The organism is Pseudovibrio sp. Ad46 (assembly GCF_001623065.1).
Taxonomy (GTDB): Bacteria; Pseudomonadota; Alphaproteobacteria; order Rhizobiales; family Stappiaceae; genus Pseudovibrio.
This window is the reverse complement of sequence record NZ_LMCG01000046.1, coordinates 1-25,551: the sequence shown is the minus strand read 5'-3', so window position 1 is coordinate 25,551 and position 25,551 is coordinate 1. Positions and strand designations below refer to the sequence as shown.

Annotated in this window: 21 protein-coding genes and 1 pseudogene; 15 read left to right on the top strand and 7 right to left on the bottom strand. The window is 51.2% G+C overall.

Annotation, left to right across the window (positions count from 1 at the left end; translation table 11 throughout):
- Positions 1–181: 181 nt before the first annotated feature.
- A complete protein-coding gene (locus PsAD46_RS11300; protein ID WP_063293488.1) occupies positions 182–1,438 on the bottom strand; it encodes an Hsp70 family protein in 1,257 nt (418 codons plus the stop codon).
- Between the two features lie 322 nt (positions 1,439–1,760).
- On the opposite strand from PsAD46_RS11300, the gene gmd reads away from it, so the two are divergent.
- The 3 genes from gmd (at position 1,761) to PsAD46_RS11285 (ending at position 4,274) form a co-directional block, all read left to right on the top strand.
- Positions 1,761–2,822, top strand: a complete 1,062-nt coding sequence (gmd, locus tag PsAD46_RS11295; protein WP_208981817.1) for a GDP-mannose 4,6-dehydratase — start codon at positions 1,761–1,763, stop codon at positions 2,820–2,822.
- Entirely contained in the window at positions 2,815–3,783 is a 969-nt protein-coding gene (locus tag PsAD46_RS11290; RefSeq protein WP_063306893.1) for a GDP-L-fucose synthase, read from the top strand. The genes gmd and PsAD46_RS11290 overlap by 8 nt, the downstream gene beginning before the upstream one ends.
- A gap of 146 nt (positions 3,784–3,929) precedes the next feature.
- Positions 3,930–4,274, top strand: coding sequence for a RidA family protein (locus tag PsAD46_RS11285; protein WP_063302983.1), 345 nt, complete (start codon positions 3,930–3,932; stop codon positions 4,272–4,274).
- A gap of 677 nt (positions 4,275–4,951) precedes the next feature.
- On the opposite strand, the gene PsAD46_RS11280 is transcribed toward PsAD46_RS11285, so the two are convergent.
- Complete coding sequence (locus tag PsAD46_RS11280) at positions 4,952–6,475, bottom strand: CoA-transferase (RefSeq protein WP_063287657.1); 1,524 nt, start codon at positions 6,473–6,475, stop codon at positions 4,952–4,954.
- 228 nt (positions 6,476–6,703) lie between these two features.
- Between PsAD46_RS11280 and PsAD46_RS11275 the strand changes: the two genes are divergently transcribed.
- The 8 genes from PsAD46_RS11275 to PsAD46_RS11240 all read left to right on the top strand — a co-directional run bounded on the left by PsAD46_RS11275 (position 6,704) and on the right by PsAD46_RS11240 (position 16,598).
- The gene (locus tag PsAD46_RS11275; protein WP_208981797.1) at positions 6,704–7,366 is read left to right on the top strand and encodes a YrbL family protein; all 663 of its coding nucleotides are present in this window, start codon (positions 6,704–6,706) and stop codon (positions 7,364–7,366) included.
- 236 nt (positions 7,367–7,602) lie between these two features.
- On the top strand, positions 7,603–8,892 hold the full coding sequence (locus tag PsAD46_RS11270; protein ID WP_063293491.1) for an MFS transporter: 1,290 nt from the start codon (positions 7,603–7,605) through the stop codon (positions 8,890–8,892).
- Between the two features lie 115 nt (positions 8,893–9,007).
- Positions 9,008–10,165 carry an iron-containing alcohol dehydrogenase gene (locus PsAD46_RS11265; RefSeq protein ID WP_063306892.1) on the top strand — a complete coding sequence of 386 codons (1,158 nt, stop codon included), beginning with the start codon at positions 9,008–9,010 and terminating at the stop codon, positions 10,163–10,165.
- A gap of 28 nt (positions 10,166–10,193) precedes the next feature.
- Positions 10,194–10,652 carry a thioesterase family protein gene (locus PsAD46_RS11260; RefSeq protein WP_063306891.1) on the top strand — a complete coding sequence of 153 codons (459 nt, stop codon included), beginning with the start codon at positions 10,194–10,196 and terminating at the stop codon, positions 10,650–10,652.
- A gap of 228 nt (positions 10,653–10,880) precedes the next feature.
- Entirely contained in the window at positions 10,881–13,277 is a 2,397-nt protein-coding gene (locus tag PsAD46_RS11255) for a HAMP domain-containing methyl-accepting chemotaxis protein (protein ID WP_208980592.1), read from the top strand.
- Between the two features lie 366 nt (positions 13,278–13,643).
- Positions 13,644–14,168 carry a PAS domain-containing protein gene (locus tag PsAD46_RS11250; protein ID WP_063293494.1) on the top strand — a complete coding sequence of 175 codons (525 nt, stop codon included), beginning with the start codon at positions 13,644–13,646 and terminating at the stop codon, positions 14,166–14,168.
- Positions 14,146–15,471, top strand: coding sequence for a methyl-accepting chemotaxis protein (locus PsAD46_RS11245; RefSeq protein WP_063307053.1), 1,326 nt, complete (start codon positions 14,146–14,148; stop codon positions 15,469–15,471). The genes PsAD46_RS11250 and PsAD46_RS11245 overlap by 23 nt, the downstream gene beginning before the upstream one ends.
- A gap of 107 nt (positions 15,472–15,578) precedes the next feature.
- Complete coding sequence (locus PsAD46_RS11240; protein ID WP_063306890.1) at positions 15,579–16,598, top strand: alpha/beta fold hydrolase; 1,020 nt, start codon at positions 15,579–15,581, stop codon at positions 16,596–16,598.
- Between the two features lie 34 nt (positions 16,599–16,632).
- On the opposite strand, the gene PsAD46_RS11235 is transcribed toward PsAD46_RS11240, so the two are convergent.
- Positions 16,633–18,252, bottom strand: a complete 1,620-nt coding sequence (locus PsAD46_RS11235; RefSeq protein ID WP_063306889.1) for an alkaline phosphatase family protein — start codon at positions 18,250–18,252, stop codon at positions 16,633–16,635.
- Positions 18,253–18,443: 191 nt separating this feature from the next.
- On the opposite strand from PsAD46_RS11235, the gene PsAD46_RS11230 reads away from it, so the two are divergent.
- Together PsAD46_RS11230 and PsAD46_RS11225 are read left to right on the top strand one after the other, a co-directional pair.
- Entirely contained in the window at positions 18,444–19,343 is a 900-nt protein-coding gene (locus PsAD46_RS11230; RefSeq protein WP_063306888.1) for an alpha/beta fold hydrolase, read from the top strand.
- A 124-nt stretch (positions 19,344–19,467) separates the two neighbouring features.
- Entirely contained in the window at positions 19,468–20,301 is an 834-nt protein-coding gene (locus PsAD46_RS11225) for an alpha/beta fold hydrolase (RefSeq protein WP_063307052.1), read from the top strand.
- A gap of 63 nt (positions 20,302–20,364) precedes the next feature.
- Here the strand turns inward: PsAD46_RS11225 and PsAD46_RS11220 are convergent, their stop codons facing one another.
- Both PsAD46_RS11220 and PsAD46_RS11215 read right to left on the bottom strand, forming a co-directional pair.
- Positions 20,365–20,826, bottom strand: a complete 462-nt coding sequence (locus PsAD46_RS11220) for an SRPBCC domain-containing protein (protein ID WP_208981796.1) — start codon at positions 20,824–20,826, stop codon at positions 20,365–20,367.
- Positions 20,810–21,160 (bottom strand): metalloregulator ArsR/SmtB family transcription factor, encoded by a 351-nt coding sequence (locus tag PsAD46_RS11215; protein ID WP_063306887.1) that lies wholly within the window; start codon positions 21,158–21,160, stop codon positions 20,810–20,812. Before PsAD46_RS11215 ends, PsAD46_RS11220 begins: the two co-directional genes overlap by 17 nt.
- Positions 21,161–21,577: 417 nt before the next feature.
- On the opposite strand from PsAD46_RS11215, the gene PsAD46_RS11210 reads away from it, so the two are divergent.
- Both PsAD46_RS11210 and PsAD46_RS11205 read left to right on the top strand, forming a co-directional pair.
- The gene (locus PsAD46_RS11210; protein WP_063287666.1) at positions 21,578–22,468 is read left to right on the top strand and encodes a DMT family transporter; all 891 of its coding nucleotides are present in this window, start codon (positions 21,578–21,580) and stop codon (positions 22,466–22,468) included.
- 82 nt (positions 22,469–22,550) lie between these two features.
- The gene (locus tag PsAD46_RS11205; RefSeq protein WP_063306886.1) at positions 22,551–23,285 is read left to right on the top strand and encodes an MBL fold metallo-hydrolase; all 735 of its coding nucleotides are present in this window, start codon (positions 22,551–22,553) and stop codon (positions 23,283–23,285) included.
- Here the strand turns inward: PsAD46_RS11205 and PsAD46_RS11200 are convergent.
- Positions 23,282–24,970: an EAL domain-containing protein gene (locus tag PsAD46_RS11200; protein WP_063293501.1), complete on the bottom strand. Its 1,689-nt coding sequence runs from the start codon at positions 24,968–24,970 to the stop codon at positions 23,282–23,284. The genes PsAD46_RS11205 and PsAD46_RS11200 overlap by 4 nt on opposite strands.
- Before the next feature lie 435 nt (positions 24,971–25,405).
- Positions 25,406–25,551: pseudogene (locus tag PsAD46_RS28555) on the bottom strand (gfo/Idh/MocA family oxidoreductase); the annotation flags it as partial.

The following is a 25,551-nucleotide window of genomic DNA, read 5'->3' as shown; positions in this document are numbered from 1 at the left end:
AGGATCTTGTTCTTACGCCGCAGCGGGGGAGGGGCTATTCGTTCATGCTGAGACGAGGCAAGAAAAAAGAGGCCCGGTGGCCTCTTGATGTTTTTTGGGAAGGTGTACGCACGTTCGTCATCAACTAAAACATGCTGAGCAAGGCGCAGGCTCCACTCAGCATGGTTCTGGCTCGATAACCCTAGGCAAACTTGCGGCGGGCATCTGCTGCAAGGCCAAGGCCAACAGCGCCGAAGACGTTGCCTTCAACCACAGACGCGTTTGGCATCAAGGACTTGAAGTGTTCGCGCAGCATCGGGATGCGGGTTGTACCGCCAGTGAGGAACATGCTGTTGATCTGATTTGCGGTTACGCCAGCCTTGTTCAACGCTTCCTGAATGGTGGCTTCGATTTTGCCAACGGATGGGCCGATAGCGGCATGGAAATCAGCGTTGGTTGCATCAACCAGAACGTCTTCTTCTTCCAACTCAATTTTGAGACTTGCGATCTCTGCAGAGGAAAGGTCGATCTTGGTCTGCTCCACGCGGGTGGCCAGCATGTGGCCGTCTTTTGCGCGGATCACTTCGCGCAGACGTTCCACCAGATCAGGCTGCGCTGCTTCGCGGCGCACTTCCCCCAATTCCCGCAGGATATTAGGCGAGTAAAGCTGGTTGATGAACTGCCAGGTTGCCAGATCAAAATAGTATTTTGAGGGCAGGGCGCGTTTGCCATCTTTGGTCAGCGTTTTATAGCCCAGATGCGGCATAACCTGCGCAAGTGAGAGCAACCGGTCAAAGTCGGTTCCGCCGATATGAATACCCGTATTGGCGAGGATATCACTGGTGCGATCTGCTGCGTTTTTGCGCTCTGGTGAAACGCGAATGACAGAAAAGTCGGCGGTACCGCCGCCAATATCCAGTACCAGAATAAGCTCTTCGCGCGTTACTGTTTGCTCATAGGCCAGCGCCGCTGCAATCGGCTCATACTGAAAGGCAATGTGCTCAAACCCTTCCTGACGGGCGATCCCTTCCAGCGTTTTTTCTGCTGCACGGTCAGCGGTTTCATTGCCATCGATGAAATGCACCGGACGCCCCAGAACCACGCTGGAAACGTTCTCCTGCATGTGTGTATCCAGCTTGCGTTTCAGCTGGCGCAGGTAGAGCGCAATAATATCTCTGAATGCCATACGGCCACCCATGACAGCCGTTTTTTCCTGAATGAGGGATGTGCCCAAAACGCTTTTAAGCGCCTGCATAAGGCGGCCCTCATCGCCCCTGATGTACTCTTCCTTGGCCTTGCGTCCATAAACGATCTGCTCGTCTTCAAAATTGAAGAAGATGGCGGACGGCATTTCGCTGTGGCCGTCTTCAAGCATCACAAGCTCAGGGCTTGCGCCGGAAAAGATGCCCACGGTTGAGTTGGAGGTTCCAAAATCAATGCCTGCGAATGCGCTGTTCATTTTTTAGACCTCTCATCATGCCTCAAGTCAGGCAAAGGTGGACGGCTGCCAGGCAATTGGCGGCACCAATGGGTTTTCAGGTTCGGGATACCTCCCTAGGCATTTGGGAGGGCGAGCTTGATACACGCTGCTTTACGGGATTGCCAGTGAATTTTGACGGGACTTGGATATCTTTGTGGGTGAAAATCAAAACCCGTTTAAAAACATCAGATTGTAGAAACACCCAAAGAATACAGGGGCGTGTTTTCAGAATTGCGACAACAACCAATCTGCTTCTAGGTTCATGCTCTGTTTCCCTCAAATTTTTGAGCGTGCCATGGCCTTGCAGAAAACCGCTTTGATAACAGGTGTTACCGGACAGGACGGAGCGTATCTAAGCCGCTTTCTGCTGGATAAGGGGTATGTGGTGCATGGCGTCAAACGCCGCTCCTCTAGCTTCAACACGGGAAGGATTGAGGGGATCTATCAGGGGCCCCATGAGGATGATGCCCGTTTCATCCTGCATTATGGCGACCTGACGGATGCCACCAACCTCATCCGTATCATGCAGGAGGTGCAGCCCGATGAGGTTTATAACCTCGGTGCGCAATCTCATGTGAAGGTGAGTTTTGAAACGCCGGAGTACACTGCAAACAGTGATGCGCTGGGTGTTTTGCGGTTGCTGGAGGCGATCCGTATCCTCGGATTAGAGCAGAAAACGCGGTTTTATCAGGCCTCGACCTCAGAACTTTACGGTTTAGTGCAGGAAGTGCCCCAAAAAGAGACGACACCGTTTTATCCGCGCTCCCCTTATGCGGCGGCCAAGCTTTATGCCTACTGGATTGCGGTCAACTACCGGGAAGCCTACGGAATCCACGCCAGCAATGGCATTTTGTTTAATCATGAGAGCCCTCTGCGCGGTGAAACCTTTGTAACGCGGAAGATCACTCGCGCCGCAGCAGCGATCAGTCTGGGGCAGCAGGACAAGCTGTATCTGGGCAATATTGAGGCTACCCGGGATTGGGGGCATGCGCGCGACTTTGTTGAAGGCATGTGGGCCATGCTGCAGCAGGATGAGCCGGATGATTATGTGCTGGCAACAGGCATCACGACTTCCGTGCGCAAGTTTGCAGAACTGGCGTTTTCAAAATGCGGCATCACACTGGAATGGCAGGGCAGCGGCATTGATGAGAAGGGGGTTTGTTCTTCAAGTGGTCGTATTCTTGTTGAGATCGACCCACGCTATTTCCGCCCCTCAGAAGTGAATGAGCTGCTTGGTGATGCGAGTAAAGCCAAGGAAAACCTTGGTTGGCAGGCAAAAACTACCCTCGAAACACTGATTGAGGAGATGGTGCAGGCAGACTTGCTGGAAGTGAGAGACAGCAAGGTGCTTGAAGATGCCTGAGCCGCAAGCCACTGACTTTGATCTGACTGGAAAAACGGTTTTCGTAGCCGGGCATAAGGGCATGGTTGGTCGTGCCCTCATGAAGCGGCTGGCACGGGAAAACTGCACTCTTCTGACTGCGGATCGGACACAAGTAGACCTTACCATGCAGGCAGAAACCCTTGCATTTTTGCAGGAGGCGAAGCCAGAGGTCGTGATTGTTGCTGCCGCCAAAGTGGGAGGCATTTGGGCAAACAATGAGTACCCCGCCGAGTTTCTTTATGAAAACTTGGCCATCGAGACCAACCTCATTCGCGGAGCCTTCGCTGCTGGCGTTCAAAAACTGCTGTTTCTGGGGTCATCGTGTATTTATCCCAAACACGCCCCACAGCCGATAGAGGAGGGGGCTTTGCTCTCCGGTCCTCTGGAACCCACCAATGAATGGTATGCCATCGCCAAGATTGCAGGCATCAAATTATGTCAGGCCTTCAGGCGGCAATACGACTGTGATTTCATTTCTGCCATGCCCACCAACTTGTATGGACCCGGCGATAACTTCGATCTGACAAGCAGCCACGTGTTGCCGGCTCTTATGCGCAAGGTGCACGAGGCAAAAGTGAGCGGAGCTGAATCCTTTGAGATCTGGGGAACGGGTGCGCCACGCAGAGAGTTTCTGCATTGTGATGATTGCGCGGATGCCCTGGTGCATCTGCTGAAGACTTACTCCGCAGAAGAGCACATCAATGTTGGCTTTGGTGCAGACATTTCAATTCTAGAACTTGCGCAACGCATCTCCAAAATATTGGGCTATCAAGGCGCCATTACGCAGGACACCTCCAAACCAGATGGAACTGCGAGAAAACTGATGAGCTCGGCTCGCCTGCAACAGTTGGGGTGGGTGCCATCCATCTCGCTGGATAAGGGAGTTCGTCATACCTATCAGTGGTTCCTGGAAAACCGGGTGCAGGAAGAGCTGGTTTAACGCAGCCCTCTTGAAAATACTTGGACACTCGCAAATGTCACAGTGAAATTAAGAGCAGTTTCAGTCATGTTATCCAGCTGAGATTGGGCGTTGGAGCGGATGTTGATCTCTGCATCCTTCAGCCCCGAAACCAAAGGGATAGCACCATGATTGAACGCATGCACACCAAGCAGCGTATGAGCAAGATCGTTAAGCACAACGGCACAGTCTATCTGTGTGGCCAAGTTGGCGTGCGCGGTGAAAGCATCAAAGAACAGACAGCAGAATGTCTGCACCGTGTTGATGAACTGCTTGTTGAAGCGGGCTCCAGCCGCGAGCAGATTCTGCAAGCTATCGTCTGGCTTTCTGACATGCGTGACTTTGCTGAAATGAACGAAGTTTGGGATGCATGGATGCCAGAAGGGCATGCGCCTGCACGCGCGTGCGGTGAAGCCCGCCTTGCCTCTCAGGAACTCCTGGTGGAAGTCATCGTAACAGCGGCTTACGACTAAAACGTGCAGGCGTTTGGAGCTGACGACTGGGGGATACATTCGACCAAACGGTGCAGCTCCAAACACCCAACTATGCGAGTGTGCCTCCCAGTATTGGAAATGAGCACAAGGTGCGCCGGACTGCTTAATCGGCAAGCGAATTGCTGTTTTTCCTGCATTGAAGTGAGTTGCTGATAGCCCAAACTTATTCCCCTTTCCAATTTCTCCCGTACTCTGAATTTATGCCTACGTAACGGGCAGCTGGCGGACCGTCCGTCAGTTTGTCGTAGGCTGGGTGGGGCTACTGGAAGAAGTAACGTATCTTTCAGTGGTCCGGTGGAACCGATTTTCAAACGTGACCGCATGGTTTGAGAGGAAGGGCCCAAGTCTGAAGGGCATCACGCGGTGGCACGAACCAGTCAGAGTGGTGCGTGTCAGGGATGAAGGAACTGTTTGGACAGGGAAACCTGCCTGAATAAGCCATTGTCCTTCCAGGAAACTGGCTATCGTGTCTTTCAGGATAAGAGGCGATGTTGTCCATACCAAAATGCCCGGGCAAGGCGACAGCCAATGCCGAAGAAACTAACTACAACAAGTAGCGCAGGTGTTGCCTGCTCGCCTTGCTCCTCCCGTCTTTCGGGAATTTAAGCTCCAACACTGCCGGCATAGCCGTGCGGTGCTATTCGTGTTTGTAACGGCTACAATGCGTTGAATATGTGCTCCGGCATCTTGCGCTGCACATCCACTTTGCAGGCAAACCCCATATGCGCCAGTACATCCCGCTTGGGCTTTATGCCAGGGGCAACTTCAGTCAGCACTAGCCCATTAGGCCCCAGCTGGAAGACGGCGCGCTCGGTCACATAAAGCACTTCCTGCCCATTGGTTTTGGCATTTAAGGCATTGAAGGTGATGTGGTCTGTTTGCTCCACAAACTTTGTGTGGGTGCCATTGCGCGTCACCTTGAGTTTGTCTTTGCGGTACTCAACCTGAGAATCCACGCCCGTCAGTAAACCGCAAAACACGAGCTTTCTGGCGTTTTGTGAGATGTCGATGAAGCTGCCCGGCCCAACGATTTTACCATTCACTTTGGACAGGTTCACATTCCCATGCCGGTCCACTTCGCTCATGCCCAGAAAGGCAATATCCAGCCCGCCGCCGCTATAAAAATCAAACTGATCCAGTGAAGAAAGCAGTGCTTCAGACCCCAGAGCTGCGCCATAAAGAGAATCTCCCAGGAACTGGCCGTTGTGATGTCCGTGTTCGCAAGAGAGCCAGATCCTTTCCGCCAACTGCTTGCGCTGCTCAGCAAAGCGAATGCCAGCAGGAACGCCAAAGCCGATATTCACGGCTGCGTTTTCAATCAACTCCTCCGCAGCCCGGCGAGCAATCACCTTGCGGGCAATCTCGCTGGGTTCGTTTTGAACTCTTGTATGAGAGGGTTTGATATCCCCGCTGAGAGCAGGGCTGTACGGCGTGTCATAGGCAATGGTCTGGCCGGGGGCTTCGACAATCGCATCCAGAAACACTCCCGGAACCGCAACAGAGCGGGCAGGTAGGCTTCCGGTCTGCACCACGTTTCTAACCTGCGCAAAACAATGGCCACCACTGTTATGCGCAGCCGTCGCCAAACTGAGACAATCAAGTGTGACGGCTTCTTCATCAAGGCTGAGATTGCCTTTCGTGTCCGCCGCAGACCCGCAAATCAGAGCAAGGTCGATCTTGAACGGGCGGTACCGGAGGTATTCCTGACCATGCAGATGAAGCAGTTCCACAAGCTCATGCTTGGAAGACTTGCTGCATTTACCGCCGCCATGTCTGGGATCAACAAACGTCCCCAGTCCGGTGCGGGTGAAGAGACCGGGACGACCCGCACCAATTTCGCGGATCAACTGCTGAATAACACCAGCCGGAAGGCAATAAGCTTCCAGCTTGTCTTGAGAGATCAGTTTTTGGAGGGAAGGAGTGAGAACGAAGTGAGAGGTGATAATGCCGCGCAGCATTCCCTTATGAGCAAACCGGTTCAGCCCCCGCTTGTCGCCATCTCCGATGGAGAGCGAGTTGATGATGAATAGGTTTTTGGGTTGCCCTGTCGAAAGAAACCGCTGCTCAATGGCCTCCAGCAAAGCTTCCGGCGTTGCAAGGCCCCGCCCACAGCCGCCAATGACGATGGTGTCGCCATCTTCCACAAAGGCCGCAATTTCACGCGCACTGCAGATCTGCATCCTGCTGGTTCCCGGAGTTCGTGTCCGTTTTGTCTTTGAACCAATTATCCCTCAAACCCTGAAAAGTCCGGTTAAGGCGCATGCAGATGAAATAAAGATCTTTGGAAGCAATACTTTAAGCATGTGTGGCAAGAAAGATGCTTTTCAAACCATTATAACTTGTTATGTAAGTGGCTCAAATTTACAAAAAAGACTGGCTTAAAGTTGATTGTGTTTCAGGAAGATCAAGTGTTTCAGGTGGGAGAGTTCATTCGTGGGGGCGGATTCCGTGACACTTATGAATGTGCGTCTGATCCAACGAAGCTCCTGAAGTTTGACCGGTACGAGGCTGGTGAGCGCAAAGTCAAAAGCCGCGGATTTTTGAAAGATCTGTTTCGGTCAGTGCGTGCGAAACTAGGTTACAAGAAGCAGCGCCTAAGCGGCAATCAGGATGAGTTGCTGGGGTGGCAGCACATTCAAGACGTTGGTTTGGATGAACACCAGTCTTTCGCGAAAGTCTATGGGATCGTGGAGACTGATCGCGGACCTGCTTTGCTAACCGAGAAGATCGACAACTTTTGGCACCCGGAAATCCGCAGTATCCGGGATTACATCAGTCGCCATGGTCGCGTTGAGGACAAAGAACTTATTCGCGCTCTGATTGATTACTTTAAAATCTTACGTCAGAACCACGTTTCCTGTTTTGCCGACAGGCCAGAAAACATGGGCATAGTTCTCGATGCTGCAGGCAATAAGTACATCAAGAGCTTTGACGTAAAACCATACCTGAATCATCAGTTGCTGCCTCTTCATAAGGTTGATTATCTTAACAAAAAGCGGATCAGGCGGCGGTTAGATCGTCACCTCGATATATTAAGTGGCGAGAGCTCTGGCGACGGCCATAAGATTTGATCTGGCCAAGCTGAGTGGCTTGTTTTGTTAAACTGACCTCTGATTGAGAAAGCCAGCCTCATTTCTCACCTGCAGTTCGTTTGCTCTCCGTATTTCAGCCAATTTTCTTCACCTATGCGCGCCTTGTATCTGGGGTGGCTTCGGTTAAGCTGATGGGATTGCAAATTTGGTGAGCGCGATATTTTGTGCGCTGATTTTTCTGGTGTTATCAATCAAATGAAATTGGGGCGGGCTTCGTGGCGCAGAGTGAGGCAGTAAATACTTCCGTGTTGGCATTGTTTAAGCTGAGCGCGTTTCGTCGATTTTTTGGTGTTCTTGTTCCGGCAGCATTCGCGGACTGGATTGATTTCATCGCTATCATGGTGCTCGTCAGCTACAGCTGGGAAATGGGTGCGACCGAGGTTGCCAGTGTCATCATGGCTGCGACCTTGCCCCGTGTGATCTTCGGCCTGCCAGCCGGTGTTCTGGTTGACCGGATTGGGGCTGGCCCTGTGCTGATCGCCGGTTTGCTTATCCGAGCCGGGTTGATGGTTGGCATGTTCTTCTTTGCAACCAGTCTTTCGCTCCTTATCGCTTTTGTGTTTCTCAAAGCCACTGTGTCAGCCGCCTTTATGCCTGCGCAGCAACTGGCGTTGAAGAAAATCGTGCCGTCAAACATGCTGACACAAGCGGTGAGCGTGGATCATTTCGTCATTCAATCTACCAAGATTTTTGCGCCAGTTATGGGTGGTGCTTTGCTTGCCATCTGGAGCCCACACTCTGTCTTCTTGTTAGGGGGCGCGAGCTTTGCCGTAGCTTCTCTGATTTGCCTGAGCTTGTTAGGGGTGCTGAAAAAGGATGCTAACGATGCCTCGGAGGAAAACACCGAGAAAAGCAGTGTGGTGAATGATGCCAAGGTTGGTTTGGCTTATCTTTGGAAAACACCGCGTCTTCTTTTAGGCATGGCGCTCATCTGCCTCTTTATATTCAGCGTCTTTCTTTATGAGGCTGTCCTGTTGCTCCTCATCAAGGAAACCGGTCAGCCAGAGAGTGCGGCTGGACCTATCCTGGGTTCGATTGGCGTTGGCGGGCTTATCGGAACTTATCTGACGGCCAAGGTAGGAGATCGTGTCAACTTGCACCTGCTGATGGTGATTGGCTCTTTCTTCGGGGGTGCTCTCACCATAGTCGTGGGCTGGATTCCGTTCAGTTCAGTGCCTTTTGGGATGCAGGAACAGATGGCTCTCTGGTTCGTTGGCGGTGCCTTTACCAGCTTTATCACGGTGCCGTTTGGGGCAATCGTTGTTAAGCAAACGCCTGAGCATTTGCTGGGACGTATCACTTCGGTTGGCGAGATGTTGCAATCGGGTCTCATGCTGATTGCGATTCCGATCGGCGCCTTTTTGGCAGAGCAGTGGTTTGTATCCATGCCCTTCTTTGCGGGCGGTGCTATTATGTGTGGTGGAGCGTTGATTGGGCTGTTTGCCGTGCTTAACCTCGGCAAAGCGCCAGACGTGGAACCCGTGATTTCAGAGGAAGTTGTCTAAGCATTCCATCAAGCAGTTACGACTTTAATTGTGCTCGACCTTGCTTGATGGCTGAGGCATTCTCGCTGCATTGCTCAAATCTGCCACCTGCGCTGAGCAATGAGGGGGGAATGAAATGACAGGCTTTGTATTTAACACGGCGGCCAGCGTTGTATGTGAGCCCGGTGCGGTTCAGAAGTTGGATGAGCTCACGCTGAAAACCATCGGCAAGCGTGTTTTTCTGGTGAGTGATAAAGGACTGATGAAGGCAGGTCTTGTTGAGCCTGTGATTACTCAGCTGGAAGCTGCTGGAATAGATGTCACCTTGTTTGATGATGTTGTTGCCGACCCGCCAGAAGCCATCGTTTTGCACGCTGCAGAATTAGCAAAAGCGGCTGATGTGGACAGTGTTATCGGTCTGGGTGGTGGGTCCTCGCTGGATGTTGCCAAGCTTGTCGCACTGCTCGTTGGGGGAGGAGAGCAGCTCGCTGACATCTACGGTGTTGGAATGGCTAAAGGGAAAAGATTGCCCCTGATCCTTATCCCAACAACCGCTGGCACGGGATCTGAAGTGACGCCAATATCCATCATCACGACGGGTGAGGCTGAAAAGAAGGGCGTTGTGTCTCCGTCCTTATTGCCTGATGTGGCATTGCTGGATGCTGACCTCACAGTTGGGTTGCCGCCTCATGTCACGGCTGCAACTGGCATCGATGCGATGGTGCATGCAATTGAGGCCTACACGTCGACATCTGCAAACAACAACCCGGTGTCCAAAGTGCTAGCACAAGAAGCCTTGCGTTTGCTGGGTGCGAATATCGAGAAGGCCGTGAACACGCCGCTGGATAAAGAGGCGCGTTCCAATATGCTGCTTGGTTCCATGTTGGCAGGGCAGGCGTTTGCCAATTCTCCGGTGGCGGCTGTGCATGCGCTGGCTTATCCGATTGGCGGCATCTTCCATGTGCCTCATGGAGTTTCCAATGCGCTAGTTCTGCCGCATGTGATGCGGTTCAACCTGCCAACCTGTGCGCAGGCCTATGCTGAGCTTGCTCCTCTGGTGTTTCCGGAACTTTCAGAAATTCCGGCGGATAATCGAGGCGGCGTATTTGCAGACCGGTTGGCGGAGCTTTCCAAAGTTCTGGGCGTTGAAGCAACGCTTCGCGAAGTGGGTATTGGTGAGCAGGACGTCGTGAAGCTGGCCAGTGAGGCGATGAAGCAAACGCGGTTGCTGGTGAATAATCCACGTGAGGTGGATGAAGACAGCGCCTTGAAGATTTACCAGCAGGCTCTTTGAGAACGGATTGAAGCGGAGACCATAGACTATGAACAAACCCAAAAAGCCGGCTGCGCATACCCGTGCACATTACGCGTTCTTCAGTGATGTCCAAACCCGTTGGGAAGACAACGATGTATATGGGCACATCAATAATGCGGTCTACTACAGTTATTTTGATAGTGCTGTGAACGCCTACCTCATCGAAAACGATGCCCTCAACATATATGAGGGGGATGAAATAGGGCTGGTTGTGGAATCTGGCTGCCAGTACTTCTCTGAGATCGCCTACCCGGAAAAGATCGATATTGGGCTGCGTGTCGGGCACCTGGGCAACAGCTCCGTGCGATACGAACTGGCCTTGTTTGCGCAAGATGCCGAGAGAGCAGCCGCACAAGGTTTTTTTACGCATGTGTACGTAGATCGTGCGACACGCAGGCCGCAAACGCTCTCCGGCAATCTGCGTACTGCACTTGAGGCACTTCTACTACAGGTTGCTGATTCTTGATTGTTAAAAATGTAATGATTAATTGCACTTATAATAAATAGATGACGAACGCATAAAACGATAAAACTTTCAGAAATTACTCAATTAATGCCTTAAATACCCACGGGTTAACCACTGGTTGAGATTTACAAGCTTAGGATGCCGCCAAGTCATGGGCAATGACTTCTATTCGGGAGAAATCGGGTCATGAGGCGGGTCCTCCAGCTATTTACGAATTTGCAGCTGTCGATGAAAATCGGTGGTGGCTTCATTATTGTACTCTTGCTTTCCGCTGCAGCTGGTGGGATCGGAATCTTTTCTATCTCTCAGCTCACCAAGCAAACAGAGATGACAAATGCAACCATGCGTTTAATGCAGGGCCTGCATGATACGACATCAGCGCGCGAAACTTATTTGCGCAGCTTGAGCAAGTATGATGCAACCGCTGCAGCTGATGAGCTGAATCTGTTGGGCGCAGATCTGGAAGCTCTTCACGAGCAGGTTGTTGCAGATGGCAAAGATGGTACCGCCTTTGAAGAGACCCACGAAAATGTTCGGGCTCTGAAAGGTCTGTTCAGTCGTGTTCGTATGTCGACTGATATTCAGGAATCTCAGGTTGCCAAGATGATGTCTGCTGTTGCCAATCTTCAGATGATTGGCAAAAAGGTTCAGGCTGACATCTCAAAGATTGCGGCCTCGGCAACAGAGCAGGACAAGCTGGCCAAAGAACAGCTGAAAGAAGCTGACAAAGCAGGCCGTCTTGTTGCGACTATTCAGAGCCAGGCCCTGAACATGCGCTACTTCTTCGTGAAGGCGACAACAAGCTCTGAAGAAGGCGCTCTGCGCAAGACATTGCTCAGCGCTGCGAAAGCGCGCCGTGAGATCAAGAAACTGCAGAAAATCCAGCTGTCACATCTGGATGCCAAGGTTCTTCAAAGTCTGGCAGGCGTTTCAGATACGCTGGTTGATAAGCTGAAAGCCCTGCGCGATTCTACGGACTTCTCCGAGATGTATTCGCTGCGTCAGGACATCACTGCAAGTATTGATGTGCTCGGCGAAACGGCTCAGCTGGTCATCGGCTTTACCTATCGCTCTATTGATGATGCGAACAGGAAGCAGGCTGAAGCGGTTGATCGTAAGCAGCAGGTTGATGCCGCTCTGGCCTCAGTCTCCAACATCACACGCCAGACACTGGCTGTGAGCTCGTCTTCTCTTTCCTTCCTGCGTGCAGGTTCTGGTGTGAAGTCTGAGGAAGTCTCCAAGGAGATTGATCAGCTTGGCGCAGCGGGCCGCGAGTTTAAAGCGGGTGTGAAAGACATTGAAGGCGGCGTGAAGGCGTCTAAAGATGCCATCAAAGAAATCGCTGCGATCCGCTCTGGTTTCGGTTCAATGGCAAACGGTAAGAAAGAACTTGCCAGCCTTGTTACAAAGCTCACTGAGCAATCTGAAACAGTTCAGGGTCAGATCATCGACATTGCAGCCTCTGAGGCTGAAAATGCGAGTGCAGCTGGTGACCTTGCAACCAATCTGATTGCAACGACTGTTGCTGTTGGTCTTGTACTTGGTGCGTTGATTGCACTGGGCCTGTCTCTTGCCATCACTCGTCCGACCAAGCGTCTGACTGGCATCATGGAGCGTCTGGCAAATGGCGATACCGATGTTGAGATTGCCGGCGCAAAGCGCAAAGACGAAATTGGTGACATGAGCCGCACGGTTCAGGTCTTCCGTGATAATGCTTTGGAACGTGCACGTTTGCGCGAAGAGCAGGCACATGTTGCTGAAAAGGACGCTGAAAAGCAGCGCGAGATTGAGCAGCTGATCACTGACTTCAGAAATACAGCCGCAAACTTGCTGACCTCTGTGAATGACAGCATGGGTGAGATGGGCGAGACAGCCAGCGTGATGGCAGATCTTGCTCGCGGTACCTCTGATCAGACAGAGCGGGCAGCGGCCTCTTCCACTGATGCTGCGAACAACGTGCAGATGGTTTCTGCTGCCGCTGAAGAGCTGAGCAGCTCCATTGAGGAGATTGCACGTCAGGTGAGCGCGACAACCTCTGTTGTTGCCAAAGCAACTGAGAGTGCGCACGTTTCCAACGACCGCATTAATGAGCTGGCCGATGCCACAGTCAAGATTGGTGAGGTTGTGGGGCTGATTCAGGCAATTGCCGAGCAGACCAACTTGCTGGCTTTGAATGCGACCATTGAAGCAGCGCGTGCTGGAGAAGCTGGTAAGGGATTCGCAGTCGTTGCGGCTGAGGTGAAAGAACTTGCCAACCAGACGTCCAAGGCTACAGAGGAAATTAGTTCCCAGATCTCTGCGATTCAGAACTCCACGACAGATGCTGTATCCTCCATCGAGGGCATCTCGCATACAATGGATGAGGTTACCGCATTTACCTCTGCAATTGCGACGGCTGTTGAGCAGCAGGGGGCTGCGACAACTGAGATTAGCCGCAACGTGCAGGAAGCTGCTGTGGGAACATCCAGCGTAAACGAGAATATGACGTTGGTCTCTGATGCAGTGAGTGAAACCAATACCGCGTCCTCACGTGTGCTGACAGCCTCTACAGAGGTGACTGAAAGTACGCGTGCGCTAGGCAGAGAAGTTGATGACTTCCTGACTGCGGTTGCTAAAGTCGGCTAACACACTCAAAATCCTGAAAATTGGAAGGCAGCTTAGATATTCTAAGCTGCCTTTTATTTTGACCTGATTAAACAAAATGATTTCATTTATATATTTCCAGGAGGAATAGCATTTTAGAGTTGTAATAGTTCGAATTTATAGAATTACACGTAAGTATTTTGTCTTTGTTGTGCCGCAAAGATAAATACAAAACTCTGATATATATGTATAGAATAATATATGCATGCTGAATATACTAAGGAATGACTTGGTGAATTAATAATAATCGTTTTTTATATTAACTGCTCGTCAATTTATGAAATACATATTCTGTCTGCTTGAATTTTATTCACTTAAGTAACGAAATAGAAAAACATAGAGGCAGCTATGTCGCCGGGTGCACATCTGTCCGATACTGAAAAAACATTCAGTGAGGCAGACATCATTGTTAGCAAGACTGACCTAAAGGGCCGCATTACGTACTGTAATGAGATCTTTTGCGAGATTGCGGGATACTCCTACAAGGAACTCATAGGTCAGCCACACAGCATTATTCGTCATCCAGACATGCCTCGGTGCGTCTTCGAGCTTCTTTGGAAGCGGATTGCGGATGGGCAGGAGGTCTTCGCATATGTGAAGAACCTTTGCCGGGGCGGTGAGTTCTATTGGGTGTTCGCCCATGTGACTCCCACCTTCGACAATGCAGGAAAGATCATCGGATATCATTCAACACGCAGAGTGCCAGAGCGAAAGATCCTCAATGACGCGATCATTCCGTTCTACCAGCAGCTCATTGAGATGGAGCAGGCTCCAAAGAGCCGGAAAGACGGGCAACACAACAGCTCTGAGTTTCTGGCGAACTACCTCTCCGATAATCGGGTGACCTATGATGAATTTATCCTCACTCTCTAAGAGTGTCTTCCTGAGTTGCCTGACGGCTGCAACCTGCGTTGGAATTGCGCTTCTAGGAATGGGAGGAGAGAGCAGTCTGCTTTCAATCCTTTCTGGTCTGGCAGGTGTGGCAGCGGTGCTCTCACTGTTTTTCGTGCTTAAGGTACGGCGCGTGCTGAAGCATGTGACTGAAATTGCAACCTTGCAGGCAAGTGGTGATCTGGAAGCACGCACTCTTGTGGGAATGGATCATGGAGAGTTGAAGGACCTGCTTGCGAGTGTGAACTATTCCACTGACAAGACAGATTCCTTTATTCGCGAAATGGTGGCATCCACGCACGCTTTGTCAGCGAACAAGTATTATCGGCGTGTCGTCACGCGCGGGCTGCAAGGCTCGTTTCTGGTTTATGCAACTCAGGTGAATGAGGCGATCGCGAAGGTACAAAACCGGATCTGCGATTTTTCTGGTCAAACCGATGCCTTTGAACAGCTGACCCGCAATGCGACGGACCTGCTTTCCAGCTCGGGCCAGAACATGAGCGACAACGCGCAGCAAATGGAACAATCCGCCGACCTGACCCTTCAGCGCGCATCTGCCGTGACCGTGGCGTCTGAAGAGACATCCGCAAATGTGCAGACCGTATCTGCTGCTGTTGAGGAGCTTTCTGCCTCTGCCGCAGAGATCGGCAATCAGGTGAAATTTACCGCTGATGTCACCAGAACCGCTGTTCAGGAAGTTGAAGCTGGCGAAACCAAGATCAGCAGCTTGAGCGCTGCCGCCGAGACCATCGGCGATGTTGTGGAACTCATCAGTTCCATTGCCGAGCAGACGCATTTGCTGGCGCTCAATGCGACGATTGAAGCAGCGCGGGCAGGGGAAACGGGCAAAGGCTTTGCCGTTGTAGCTGGTGAGGTAAAGGATCTGGCAGGCCAGACCTCTGATGCGATCGGTCAGATCTCCGGTCAGATTGAGGCCATCCAGTCAGCTACCGCGGAAACAGTTGTCTCGTTTAAGCAGGTAGCAGAATCCATCTCCAAGATCGAAAGCGTCACGGATTCCATTTCGCTCTCTGCAAGACAGCAAGCAGAAGCGACCACCGAGATCGCTCAGAACATTGCCGAAGCTTATTCTGGTACACGGCTTGTGGCCAGCAATGTAGCGGATGTTTCGACTTATGCGAATGAAACGGAAAATGCTGCTGAGCATGTGATCGGATCTGCGGTTGAGATGAACCAGCAGATTGCATCGCTGTCTTCCGCCGTGACCGAGTATATCACCGAGCTGCGCAACGGGCCGCTGAGCAACAGCGAGATGCGCACTTGATACTTCCTTTGTCCTGAAACACGATATGGGAGACCTAATTCGCGTTTCAGGACGCTCTAAAGGACTGAGCCACCTACCACGTTGCTATCACAACAAAGGATAGCAACATGAAAACTCTGGTTCTTGGCACACTCTTAGCAATGACCTGTACGTCTGCTTTGGCGGATCAGCAGATTGCGGGCTATGACCGCCTTACCGTATCGGCTTCTCATCGCACGTCTGCTGTTGCAGCGTCTGTGTGGTATCCGATCAAAACACCAACCTACCGCAATGTGATTGGCGACAACGCGGTGTTTAAGGGCACCTCCGCCTATGTTGGCGCCGCAATCAAAGAAGGCAAGCATCCACTTATTGTGCTCTCGCATGGTTCTGGCGGTAACATGGATGGGCTTTCATGGCTGTCATCCGGACTGGCACTGAAAGGCGCAATTGTCCTCGCAGTCAACCACCCGGGCAGCACCTCCGGCGATTCCTCACCCCGCCGGTCGCTGCGCCTTGATGAGCGTGCTAAGGATCTGACGGCAGCACTGGATGAGCTTCTGAATGATCCGGCTTTTGCAGACTATATCGATGAAAGTCGCATCAGCTCACTTGGGTTCTCTTTGGGGGGGGCGACCGCACTGAACCTGGCAGGTCTGCGGTTTAAGGGCGATCAGTACAACGAGTACTGCAACGGGATTGGTAAAGGACAAGCAGACTGCGTCTTTCTCTCCAAGGGCGGCGTTGCTTTTTCCAGGCTGCCTGCAGGCTTTTCAAAAGAGGCACGAGATAGTCGGGTTACCGCCGCTATTGCCGTCGACCCCGGCTTTACTTATGTCATTGACGAGCAAAGCCTGATGGAGGTTAAGCAACCTGTGCTCTTACTAAACATTGGCGAAGAGAACCTTTGGAAGGCGGCTGATGTGGGACCAGAAGGCAGTAACCTAGTAGCTAAGCTGGAAAATGCGAGCCTTGCTGTCGTCAAACCCGGACATCACTTCACATTTCTGGCGGAGTGTAAGCCAGAAGGGCCTGCCGTGCTGGCAGCTGAAAATGATGATCCGGTATGTGATGACCCTGAAGGAACTGATCGGGCACAGATCCATGAGGACATTCTTGAAGAAATCGCACGCTTCTTGAAGCTGTAAACGGAGAGAGCTGCGAAGCTCCCTCTCCATGCAATCAGAGGAGGCCTTGCTCGCGTTTGGCCTCTTCCAACTCTTCTTCATCGGTATATCCAATGAGAATACCGGCCTGAAGCTCTTTGCCTGCGTTGGCTTTGATTTGTTCGTCGGTCATCGTAATGCGAGTGTGGTGCTTGCGGTACCAGGCAAACAAAGCCTCGCTCATGCGTTCCCGTTCTGCAGTAAATGCGGGATCAGCGCCAAGGTCATTCAGCTCCTGAGGGTCTTCTTCAAGATCAAAGAGCATAGGGCGGAAACCTTCCGCATGGATAAACTTCCACCGCTTGTCCATGATCATTGCAAGGCGGCAATCTGCCACCGGCAACCCAAGATCCATCCGCGCATTGCGCATGGAATAGTCGTACTCACTAATGGCAAACTCGCGCCACTGAACAGGTTCGACAGTTTCCAGCAATGGCAAGAGAGAGCGGCCTTCAAGCACGTTTGATTTGGGCGTACCGCCACAGAACTCGACAAAGGTCGGAGCCAGATCGATTGCTTCGACCAACTCTTCGCTGACGGTGCCACGTGTCTCATCAGCCTCTGCTCTTGGATCAACAACGATCAGCGGAATTTTGACGGATGGTTCGTGGAAGAGCTCCTTCTCGCCCATCCAATGATCGCCCAAGTAATCCCCATGGTCGGAGGTGAACACTATCATGGTGGTGTCTGTCAGGCCCTTTTCGTCGAGAAACGCCATGAGCTTGCCGATCTCATCGTCGATCTGTTTGATCAGGCCCATGTAGGCAGGAATGACTTTAGCTCGGGTCTCATCATTGGAGAACGCCATGGAAACGCGCTCACCCATAAAGGCCTGAAACACAGGATGCGGATCTTGCTTCTCGTCATCTGAGCGAACGACAGGCAGAACATCATCTGCCCCATACATGTCATGGTAGGGGGCTGGAACGATATAGGGCCAGTGAGGTTTGATAAGTGAAAGATGCACACACCATGGCTCTTCACCAGCAACGGCAACAAAGTCTTTGAACCGGTGGATCATGTAAGGCGTTTCAGCATGTTCAGCCTGAACCCGCGCTGGTTTGTCTGCGTGACCAAGCAACCAGCCGGAGAGGATCTCACCGTCCTGGCTCTCAGCGGAGTTCGCCCATTGCTCCCATTGGTTTGGGCCATGGTATCCTTTGGCTTGGAGGTAACTGTCGTATTGCGGATTTGGAGAGTATAACCCATCGGGGTGAAGTCCGTCATCTCGCTCGAACACTTCAAACCCGCATTCAGCAACGCGGGCACCAATGAAGCTTTCCGGAGAGATGCCGAGGCGGGCCATGCCGTCAGAATCTGCACGCATATGGGTTTTACCAACCAACACGTTGCGCACGCCAATCTCTTGCAAGTGATCCCCGAGCGTTGGCTCCCCGACACGAAGCGGTATGCCGTTCCACGTGCTGCCGTGAGAGCGCACATAACGCCCGGTATAGAAACTCATGCGAGATGGACCGCAAATGGGAGACTGAACATAAGCGCGGTTAAACCGGACACCTCGTTCCGCAAGTTTGTCAATATGTGGAGTGTGCAGATGCGGGTGACCATAGCAACTCAGATAATCAAACCGTAATTGATCACACATGATCCAGAGCACATTGCGCCCGTTAGCCATACCAAACACCTCCCCTGATTGATGTGGCTATATTCCCTTATTTGTCACGGGATTAGCAAGAGGAACTCCGTGTTTTACTTGATCTAAATGGCGTTGAGTTTTTCAACCATTGCTGAGCAAATTTTGCTGGTTATACTCTGGTTATACTATTGCGTGTTTCTGAATAAAGAATTTTGAGGGAGATAGTTGAAATGTATTTGTCGAATAAGTTTATTGCATCGAGCGTTGGGGTATTGGGCTTAATCAACTTGTTTATGATGCAAGCTGCAGGTGCAGCAGAACGTGTTGTCTCCATTCCTATCGACAACCAGAGTGTGGTCGGTACTTTGGAGACCGCAGCACAAGAAAACGCCCCAATAGCAATTCTGTTGCATGGTTTTACCGGAACGCGTGACGAGTTACCTGTAAAGGAAACTGAAGAAGGTGTCTTCTCTCGTATGGCACGCTTGCTGGCTGAAAGCGGTGTTTCATCGCTGCGGATAGATTTTCGAGGCTCAGGCGAAAGTGATGGAAAGTGGGAGGATACAACGTTCTCCGGGCAGATTAAGGATGCTGTCACAACCATTGACTGGGTACGTGCTCAAGAGCAATTCAAAGGCACTAAGATTGCGCTGATTGGGTGGAGCCAGGGTGGACTTGTTGCCAGCCATGCAGCTGCTGCACGACCAGATGTAGACACCGTTGTTTTAATGGCGCCCGCAACCAATCCGTTGGTGACGTTTACGGGTCTCTTCGGAACGGAGTTGGTGAACAACGCGATGACTGCTGATCCTGAAATGCCGGTCACAGGAAGCTTGCCATGGGGTGTTGAAACAACACTGAAAGCCCGGTTCTATCAGGAAATGCCTGTCACCAGTCCATTGGCAGCGATGGCGCACTATGACGGGCCATTGCTTGTGATGATGGGGCTTAAAGACGCCCTGATCACACCACAGCCTGCAATCGGCCAGGCCTGGATGGCTTATCATGATGGGGAAGAGAAACTCGTCGTGCTCGACACCGATCATGTTTGGAGTGCGTTTGAAGGCCCTCAGATGATTGATGAGAGCGTTGTTCCGGCTATCTTAGGATGGTTTGACACGCAGCTTTAAAGCTGAGCTTGGTCAGCTGCTTACACCAGGCAGCTGTCCGCAGCTGAATAACTTTCAGTATAGTTTTGCCAATGTTCCACTAAGCTTTGTGCCGCAATATGATGGAAGTTTAAGGGCAAGCAAGGTGCTGGATGTAAAACTAAAAGAGCAAACAGTCGCGATCCCAATCGGAGAGCAAAAGATTATCGGGACACTCGCTGGTGCGACGGAGGCAAAGACTCCCCTATTGATCCTTCTGCATGGCTTTCATGGAAGCCGTGATGAGCTGGCGATCAAGGGGACAGAGGAAGGCATCTACTCTCGTATGGCTCGTATACTAGCCGAAGTTGGCTATGCTTCCTTGCGCATTGATTTTCGTGGGTCTGGTAACAGTGACGGGGCTTGGGAAGATAATACATTCGATAGCCAGAGAGATGATGCTGTTGCAGTTATTGATTGGGTCCGCAGGCAAAATCATTTTTCATTTTCAAAACTCATCCTGGTTGGATGGAGCCAGGGTGGCTACATAGCTGGCTGCGCAGCAACCAAACGGCCTGATCTTGATGGCATTGCCTTACTGGCGCCAACTGTGCACCCGAGGAAGACGTTCCGGCATTTGGTTGGTGAGAAAGTCAGAACCTGTTCGGCCTTATCAGATCCAGATCGATTGGTTTCCGCGGAGTTTCCATGGGGAACCAAGATTCAGATTAAAGCCCGGTTTTTTCACGACTTGCCCGAAGTTCCGCCAGTTCTGGAGCAATCAGGCTTTGCCGGAGCGATGTTGGTCGTTGCTGCCATAAATGACCGAGTCATTTTCCCTCAACCAACTGTCAGTGAAATCTGGCTGCGTCGCCATTCGGGACCAAAGCAACTTGCTGTCATCAACACAGATCACGTATTCGGCGTGATGGAGGGCCCAGAAGAATTCGATCACCAGCTCATGCCCGCATTGTTGAATTGGTTGGTAACTCGCTTTTGAAGGTGCTGCACCCACCCACGATATCGGATCGTGAATGGGCGCTTTTTAGGAGGGGAGAGCGTCTTAGCTTTCGACGAAGCGTTGCAGGTCGTTGAAGCTGCTGCTCCAGCCGTGGTTGTGGTTTTTGGTCTGCTCTGGATCGGCGAATACATTTTGTAACATGATCATCCGGGTGCCATCCTTGATCGGCTCGAAGGTGACCTCAACGTCTGTCTCGTGGCCGCGAACGCCATCATTTATCCAGCCCCATGTGAAGCAAAGGCGGTTAGGACGATCCAGAACCTTGTAGATGCCCGAAACCGTATAAGCTCCGCCTTCCTTGGTGGATGTCATAGTGGTTTTCCATTTGCCACCTGTGCGTACATCCATTTCGCATTCTGGTGTGGTCATACCTTCAGGGCCCCACCACTGCACGAGCATCTCTGGATTTGTCCAGGCATCAAAGACTTTTTCGGGAGAAGCTTTGAAGTCCCGTGTGATGCGCAGTGTGGTTTCTTCCTGTGTCATGCTATCGGCTGCCGTCATTGTCTTCCCCTTGCTGTTTATCGAGTAACATTTCCAATCGGTCGAAACTGGTGTTCCAGAAGGCTCGGTAACGCTCGATCCATTGATGCAGGTCTGCAAAACGTTCTTTTTTCAATGCACACACCCTCCATTGCTTTTCGATGCGTCGTTCGATGAGGCCAGCGCTTTCAAGCAGTTTAAGATGCCGGGATATGGCCGGAGCAGACATCTTGAAGGGTTCAGCCAGTTGTCCGACTGGCAAGTCTCCTTCATTGAGAAGTCGCTCGACAATGGCAAACCTCGTTGGGTCGGCCAAAGCTCCAAATACTTCCGGCAAGTTGGTTTGTGTATTCATTTCACCATCTCTTTAATTAACGTAATTGTTAAATGAAGATTCAGGCTTCGTCAACCCGCACGGCTGATTCACGTATTGTAGGATCTTCTTTTGCTTGGGAGAGAAAGGTGTCTATGGAAGCGATGGGCGTAGAAAGTTGCTCACAGGCTGAGTAATTTACAAATATATCTGCGCGTCATTTTGGTAATAAACAATAACAATTGGTGCCCAAAAAATAGATCTGCCAAACGCTGCAATTTATTCAACATTCAGCGGCAGAAAGTCATAGAAAACCAAGAAAAACTGCGATAGGTGGCAATCTATTCTTTGGTGTCTGGACATGAGTTTCAGCACCTTCTCACAAAATCAAACGATGTGTCGCTCGCTGGCCAATTTCTGCGGGAACAACGGCATAGTCCCGGAATTCGCAGGCCAGTTATGAGTGAGATGGTTTCGCATGCCCCAGCTCAGGGGAACGTTAAATTTGGCATCCTTTGGATGGTGGCAGCCATGTTTATGTTCGTCATTGTCGATAGTGTCGGCAAGTATCTGTCTTTGTCCTATCCGGTGCTGCAGGTGGTCTGGGGCCGGATGTTTTTCCATCTGCTGTTCATGCTGATCTTCTTGGCGCCCCGCGTGAAAACCATGATCACACCCAACAACGGGTCAGTCGTGTATCTGCGTGCAATTCTTGTTTTGGTTATGACAATCGGTTCGGTCGCTGCTGCGCAGCTTATCCCCGTCGCAACGCTCCACGCCATTGCCTTGCTTTCTCCTATGATGGTGACGGCCATGTCTGTTCCAATTCTTGGCGAAAAGGTAGGTTTGCGGCGTTGGGCTTCAATTCTCGTGGCGTTCATCGGAGCGCTGTTGATTGTAAAACCGGGTGCAGGTGTACTTGATCTTGGCGCGTTGATCGCTGTAGCGACCATTGTAGTGTATTCCGCAGGTCATATCGTGGCGCGGTACGCCAGTAAATTTGATAGTCCCTCGACTGTGCTGTTTCATACAGCTCTGCTGGGAGCTGTCGTCACCTCCCTGTTTACGCCGATTTTCTGGCAGGCACCTGATCTGGAGGGTTGGGCTTTGCTGGCATTGATCGGCGCGGTGTCTGGTTTTGGGCACTACGCTATTGTGAAAGCGTTTTCTTTTGGGGAGGCTTCAACCATCGCACCCTTCAGTTACAGCAGCCTTATTTGGGCGATGCTGATTGGACTGATGTTTTTTGGTGAGTTTCCTGACGGACTGACTCTTGTTGGCGCTGCCGTCATCTTTGGGTCCGCCATTTATATGTGGCATCGGGAAAAAGTCTTGGGGGGAGCGGCGTAGATCAGCCACCAGTTCGGCATAATGCTTTGATTGTTAAAACTCTCTGCTTTAAAACTGGGGGATCACTGCGAGGGGGAACAGTATGCATGTGAAAATGCTTGGTTGTGGCGACGCGTATGATCCGCAAAAAACGAACTCATCTTTGTTGATCTCAGAAGGTGAGTTCAAGCTTCTTATTGATTGCGGCCCAACCGTGCCTCAGGCGTTGTTTGCAAATGGCATGACAGCTGAAGATATCAGCTGCATCTACATCTCGCATTGCCATCCGGATCATTGTCTTGGTTTAACAACGCTGCTCAATTACATGAAATCGTTCAAGCGCTCGAAGCCGTTGACCATCTTTCGTCAGGCTTCTCAGCATCAGGCTTTGTATCGGCTTATGGAGTTTGCGTACTGGCCGGAAAAAGACCTGGGGTTTGACCTCCACTGGCAAGATTCTGAGGACTTGGCAGTCGTTGGGCCTTGGAATGCGGCGACCACCGCCAGCAATCATTCAGTTCCAAACCGCAGCCTGCAGCTCAAAAGCGAAACTGTAACCCTGTTTTATTCAGGCGATGGCCTTTTGTCTCCAGAAGGGGAGCTGCTTGCTGCACAGGCGGACCTTGCCTTCATAGAATGCGAATACATGACTGCTGCAAACGGGCATGGCTCCTGGGCAGATGTAAAAGACTTGCCGCGAAAAGCAGGCAGTCGCTGGCTGCTGTACCACATTGATGACGCGTCCAGACCTGCCGTGGCTGAAGCCATCAAGGATTATGCGGAGTTTTCTCTGGGTGAAGATGGTCGTGAGTTTGAACTCGCGGAACTAAAGGCTTAGGCGACTGCCTGAGCCTTTCCAAGCCAGTCAGTGGCAAAGATTTTTGCCGTTAGAGGCTTGGCGAAATGATAGCCTTGCGCATAGCAGCATTTGATATCTTTGAGCAGGTCAACTTGCGTCAGGTTTTCAACGCCTTCTGCAATAACCTTCAGATCGAGCAGGCTGGCCATCGCGGTGATTGCTTCAACAATATCGCGTGTGGCCTGATCTGTTTCCATCCTCTGCACAAAGCTATGATCAATCTTGAGCTTGTCCAGCTTTTGGGTACGTAGTTGCCAAAGCGCAGAGTGGCCGGTGCCAAAGTCATCAATGGCGATGATCATGCCAGCATTGGCAAGGGCATCTAGATTGATTTGAGTATGGCCTGTTTCGTTGATGAATGCGGACTCACTCAATTCAATCTCGTAGATTTCTGGTGGAACTTCCAGGCTCTGCAGCAGAGCGAGAATCTCGACCACACGATTTGGCTTTGCCAGCTCTCGTTCCGAAAGGTTGATTGCGATGCGGCCTGCGAACTCGAACCCTTCAGCAACCCATTGACGATATTGGCAAGCTGTCTCGCGGAAGAGCCAGTCTGAAATGTCGTCGATCATATTTTGACATTCGGCAATCGGAATGAACTCGGAGGGGGAGATCGCACCAAGGTCCGGGTCTTCCCAACGCATCAATGCTTCAACGCCGTAAAGCTTGTCGTTCTTCAGCTCTACAATTGGCTGATACTTGAGGCGTAAGTTGCCTTCCTCAATAGCAGCTGTGAGCTTTTCGGAAATCAGAACTTTGCGAACGACGGCTTCTTCCATCTGACAGGTGTAGAAGCTGAAGCCGAGATTGTTGTACTTGGAATGGTACATGGCAATGTCGGCTTGCTTGAGCATGGTGCTGCTGGACGCACTTGCCAGCTGGCTCACAGCAACGCCGATACTTGCAGAAAGAATTGGAGATTGCTCGCCCAAATCAATCGGGGCGACCATTGCTGTCTCCAGACGGTGAACCGTCATTTCGGCTTCCGCGTTGGAAGTATCTCGCAGCAAAATGACAAACTCGTCACCACCAAGGCGAGAGAGCAGGGCATTCTCGGTCAAGACGCTCTCAAAGCGCTTAGCGGCCTGCACCAGGAACTGATCGCCAGCGTCATGCCCCAATGTATCGTTGATCTCTTTAAAACGATCCAGATCCATATAAATGACAGCGCACTGGTTTGAACCATCCTTGGTCGTTGCAACAGCGCTTTCCAACTCTTGCAGAAAGTGCGCGCGGTTTGGCAGGCCAGTCAGAGCATCGGTGTAAGCGAGCTTGGAAAGTTCCTCTTCGCTCTCTTTTTTAGCCGTGATGTCTTTCTTGATCGCCAGATAGTACTTCTTGTTCGCACTGCCACCTTGCCATTCAACCGGAGAGATCTTGGAGTGCTCGACGTACTCGGAGCCATCCTTGCGCCGGTTGATGAACTCACCTTCCCATGGCTTGCCATGGTTCAAGGTTGTCCAGAGATCATCAAAGGTTTCGCGTGGTGTCTTACCGGAGCGCAGGAAGTCCAGATTTCGACCAACAGCGTATTCTGCGGAGTATCCGGTCGCTTTCTCAAACTGCGAATTCACATAGACAATTGTACCTTCATGATCTGCAACCATGATGGTTTCAGAACATTGCTCTACTGCAACTGAAAGAAGCTCAGGAGGTACTGGCACAAGATCCTCGGCTAGACTCAAAATAAAATTGCATGCACTGAATAATTAAACTCAAAGATAATCGCAATGCTTCACTGCAGATAATTAAGGGAAAGATTTAGTTATAATTGTCTTTAATGTTTCGTTTAGGAATAATGAAATCTAAACACCGAAGTATGCGTAAGTATTGGTGTGTATTTATATTATAAATTTTGTTGATGTATTAGTACTGCTTGGCGCATTTTTGCGCAACATTAAGTCTTATAGGGCATTTGAGTTGAAATAGAATTTGCATTCAACATCGTGCCGATGTTTCTTTGGGTGTTTGGAAAAGAATATTTACCACTACATTTATAACTAGAGATTTAGTTCTAATTATTGTCCATAGTTTTCACGGAGTATACAAGGGTAGATTGCAGATCAAAAAAGGAGAGCAATTGCTCTCCTTTTTGTTGATTATGCGTTCTGCAGCTGTGCGGTTATCGGGATATCCCGATAACCGCCGGCCGTGCTGCTTTCAACGGCGAGGTCAAGGACTTGCTGAAGATTCGCTGCATGGCGGAAGGTTGGGTGGCCATTCACACCAGATTGCACGGCCTCTG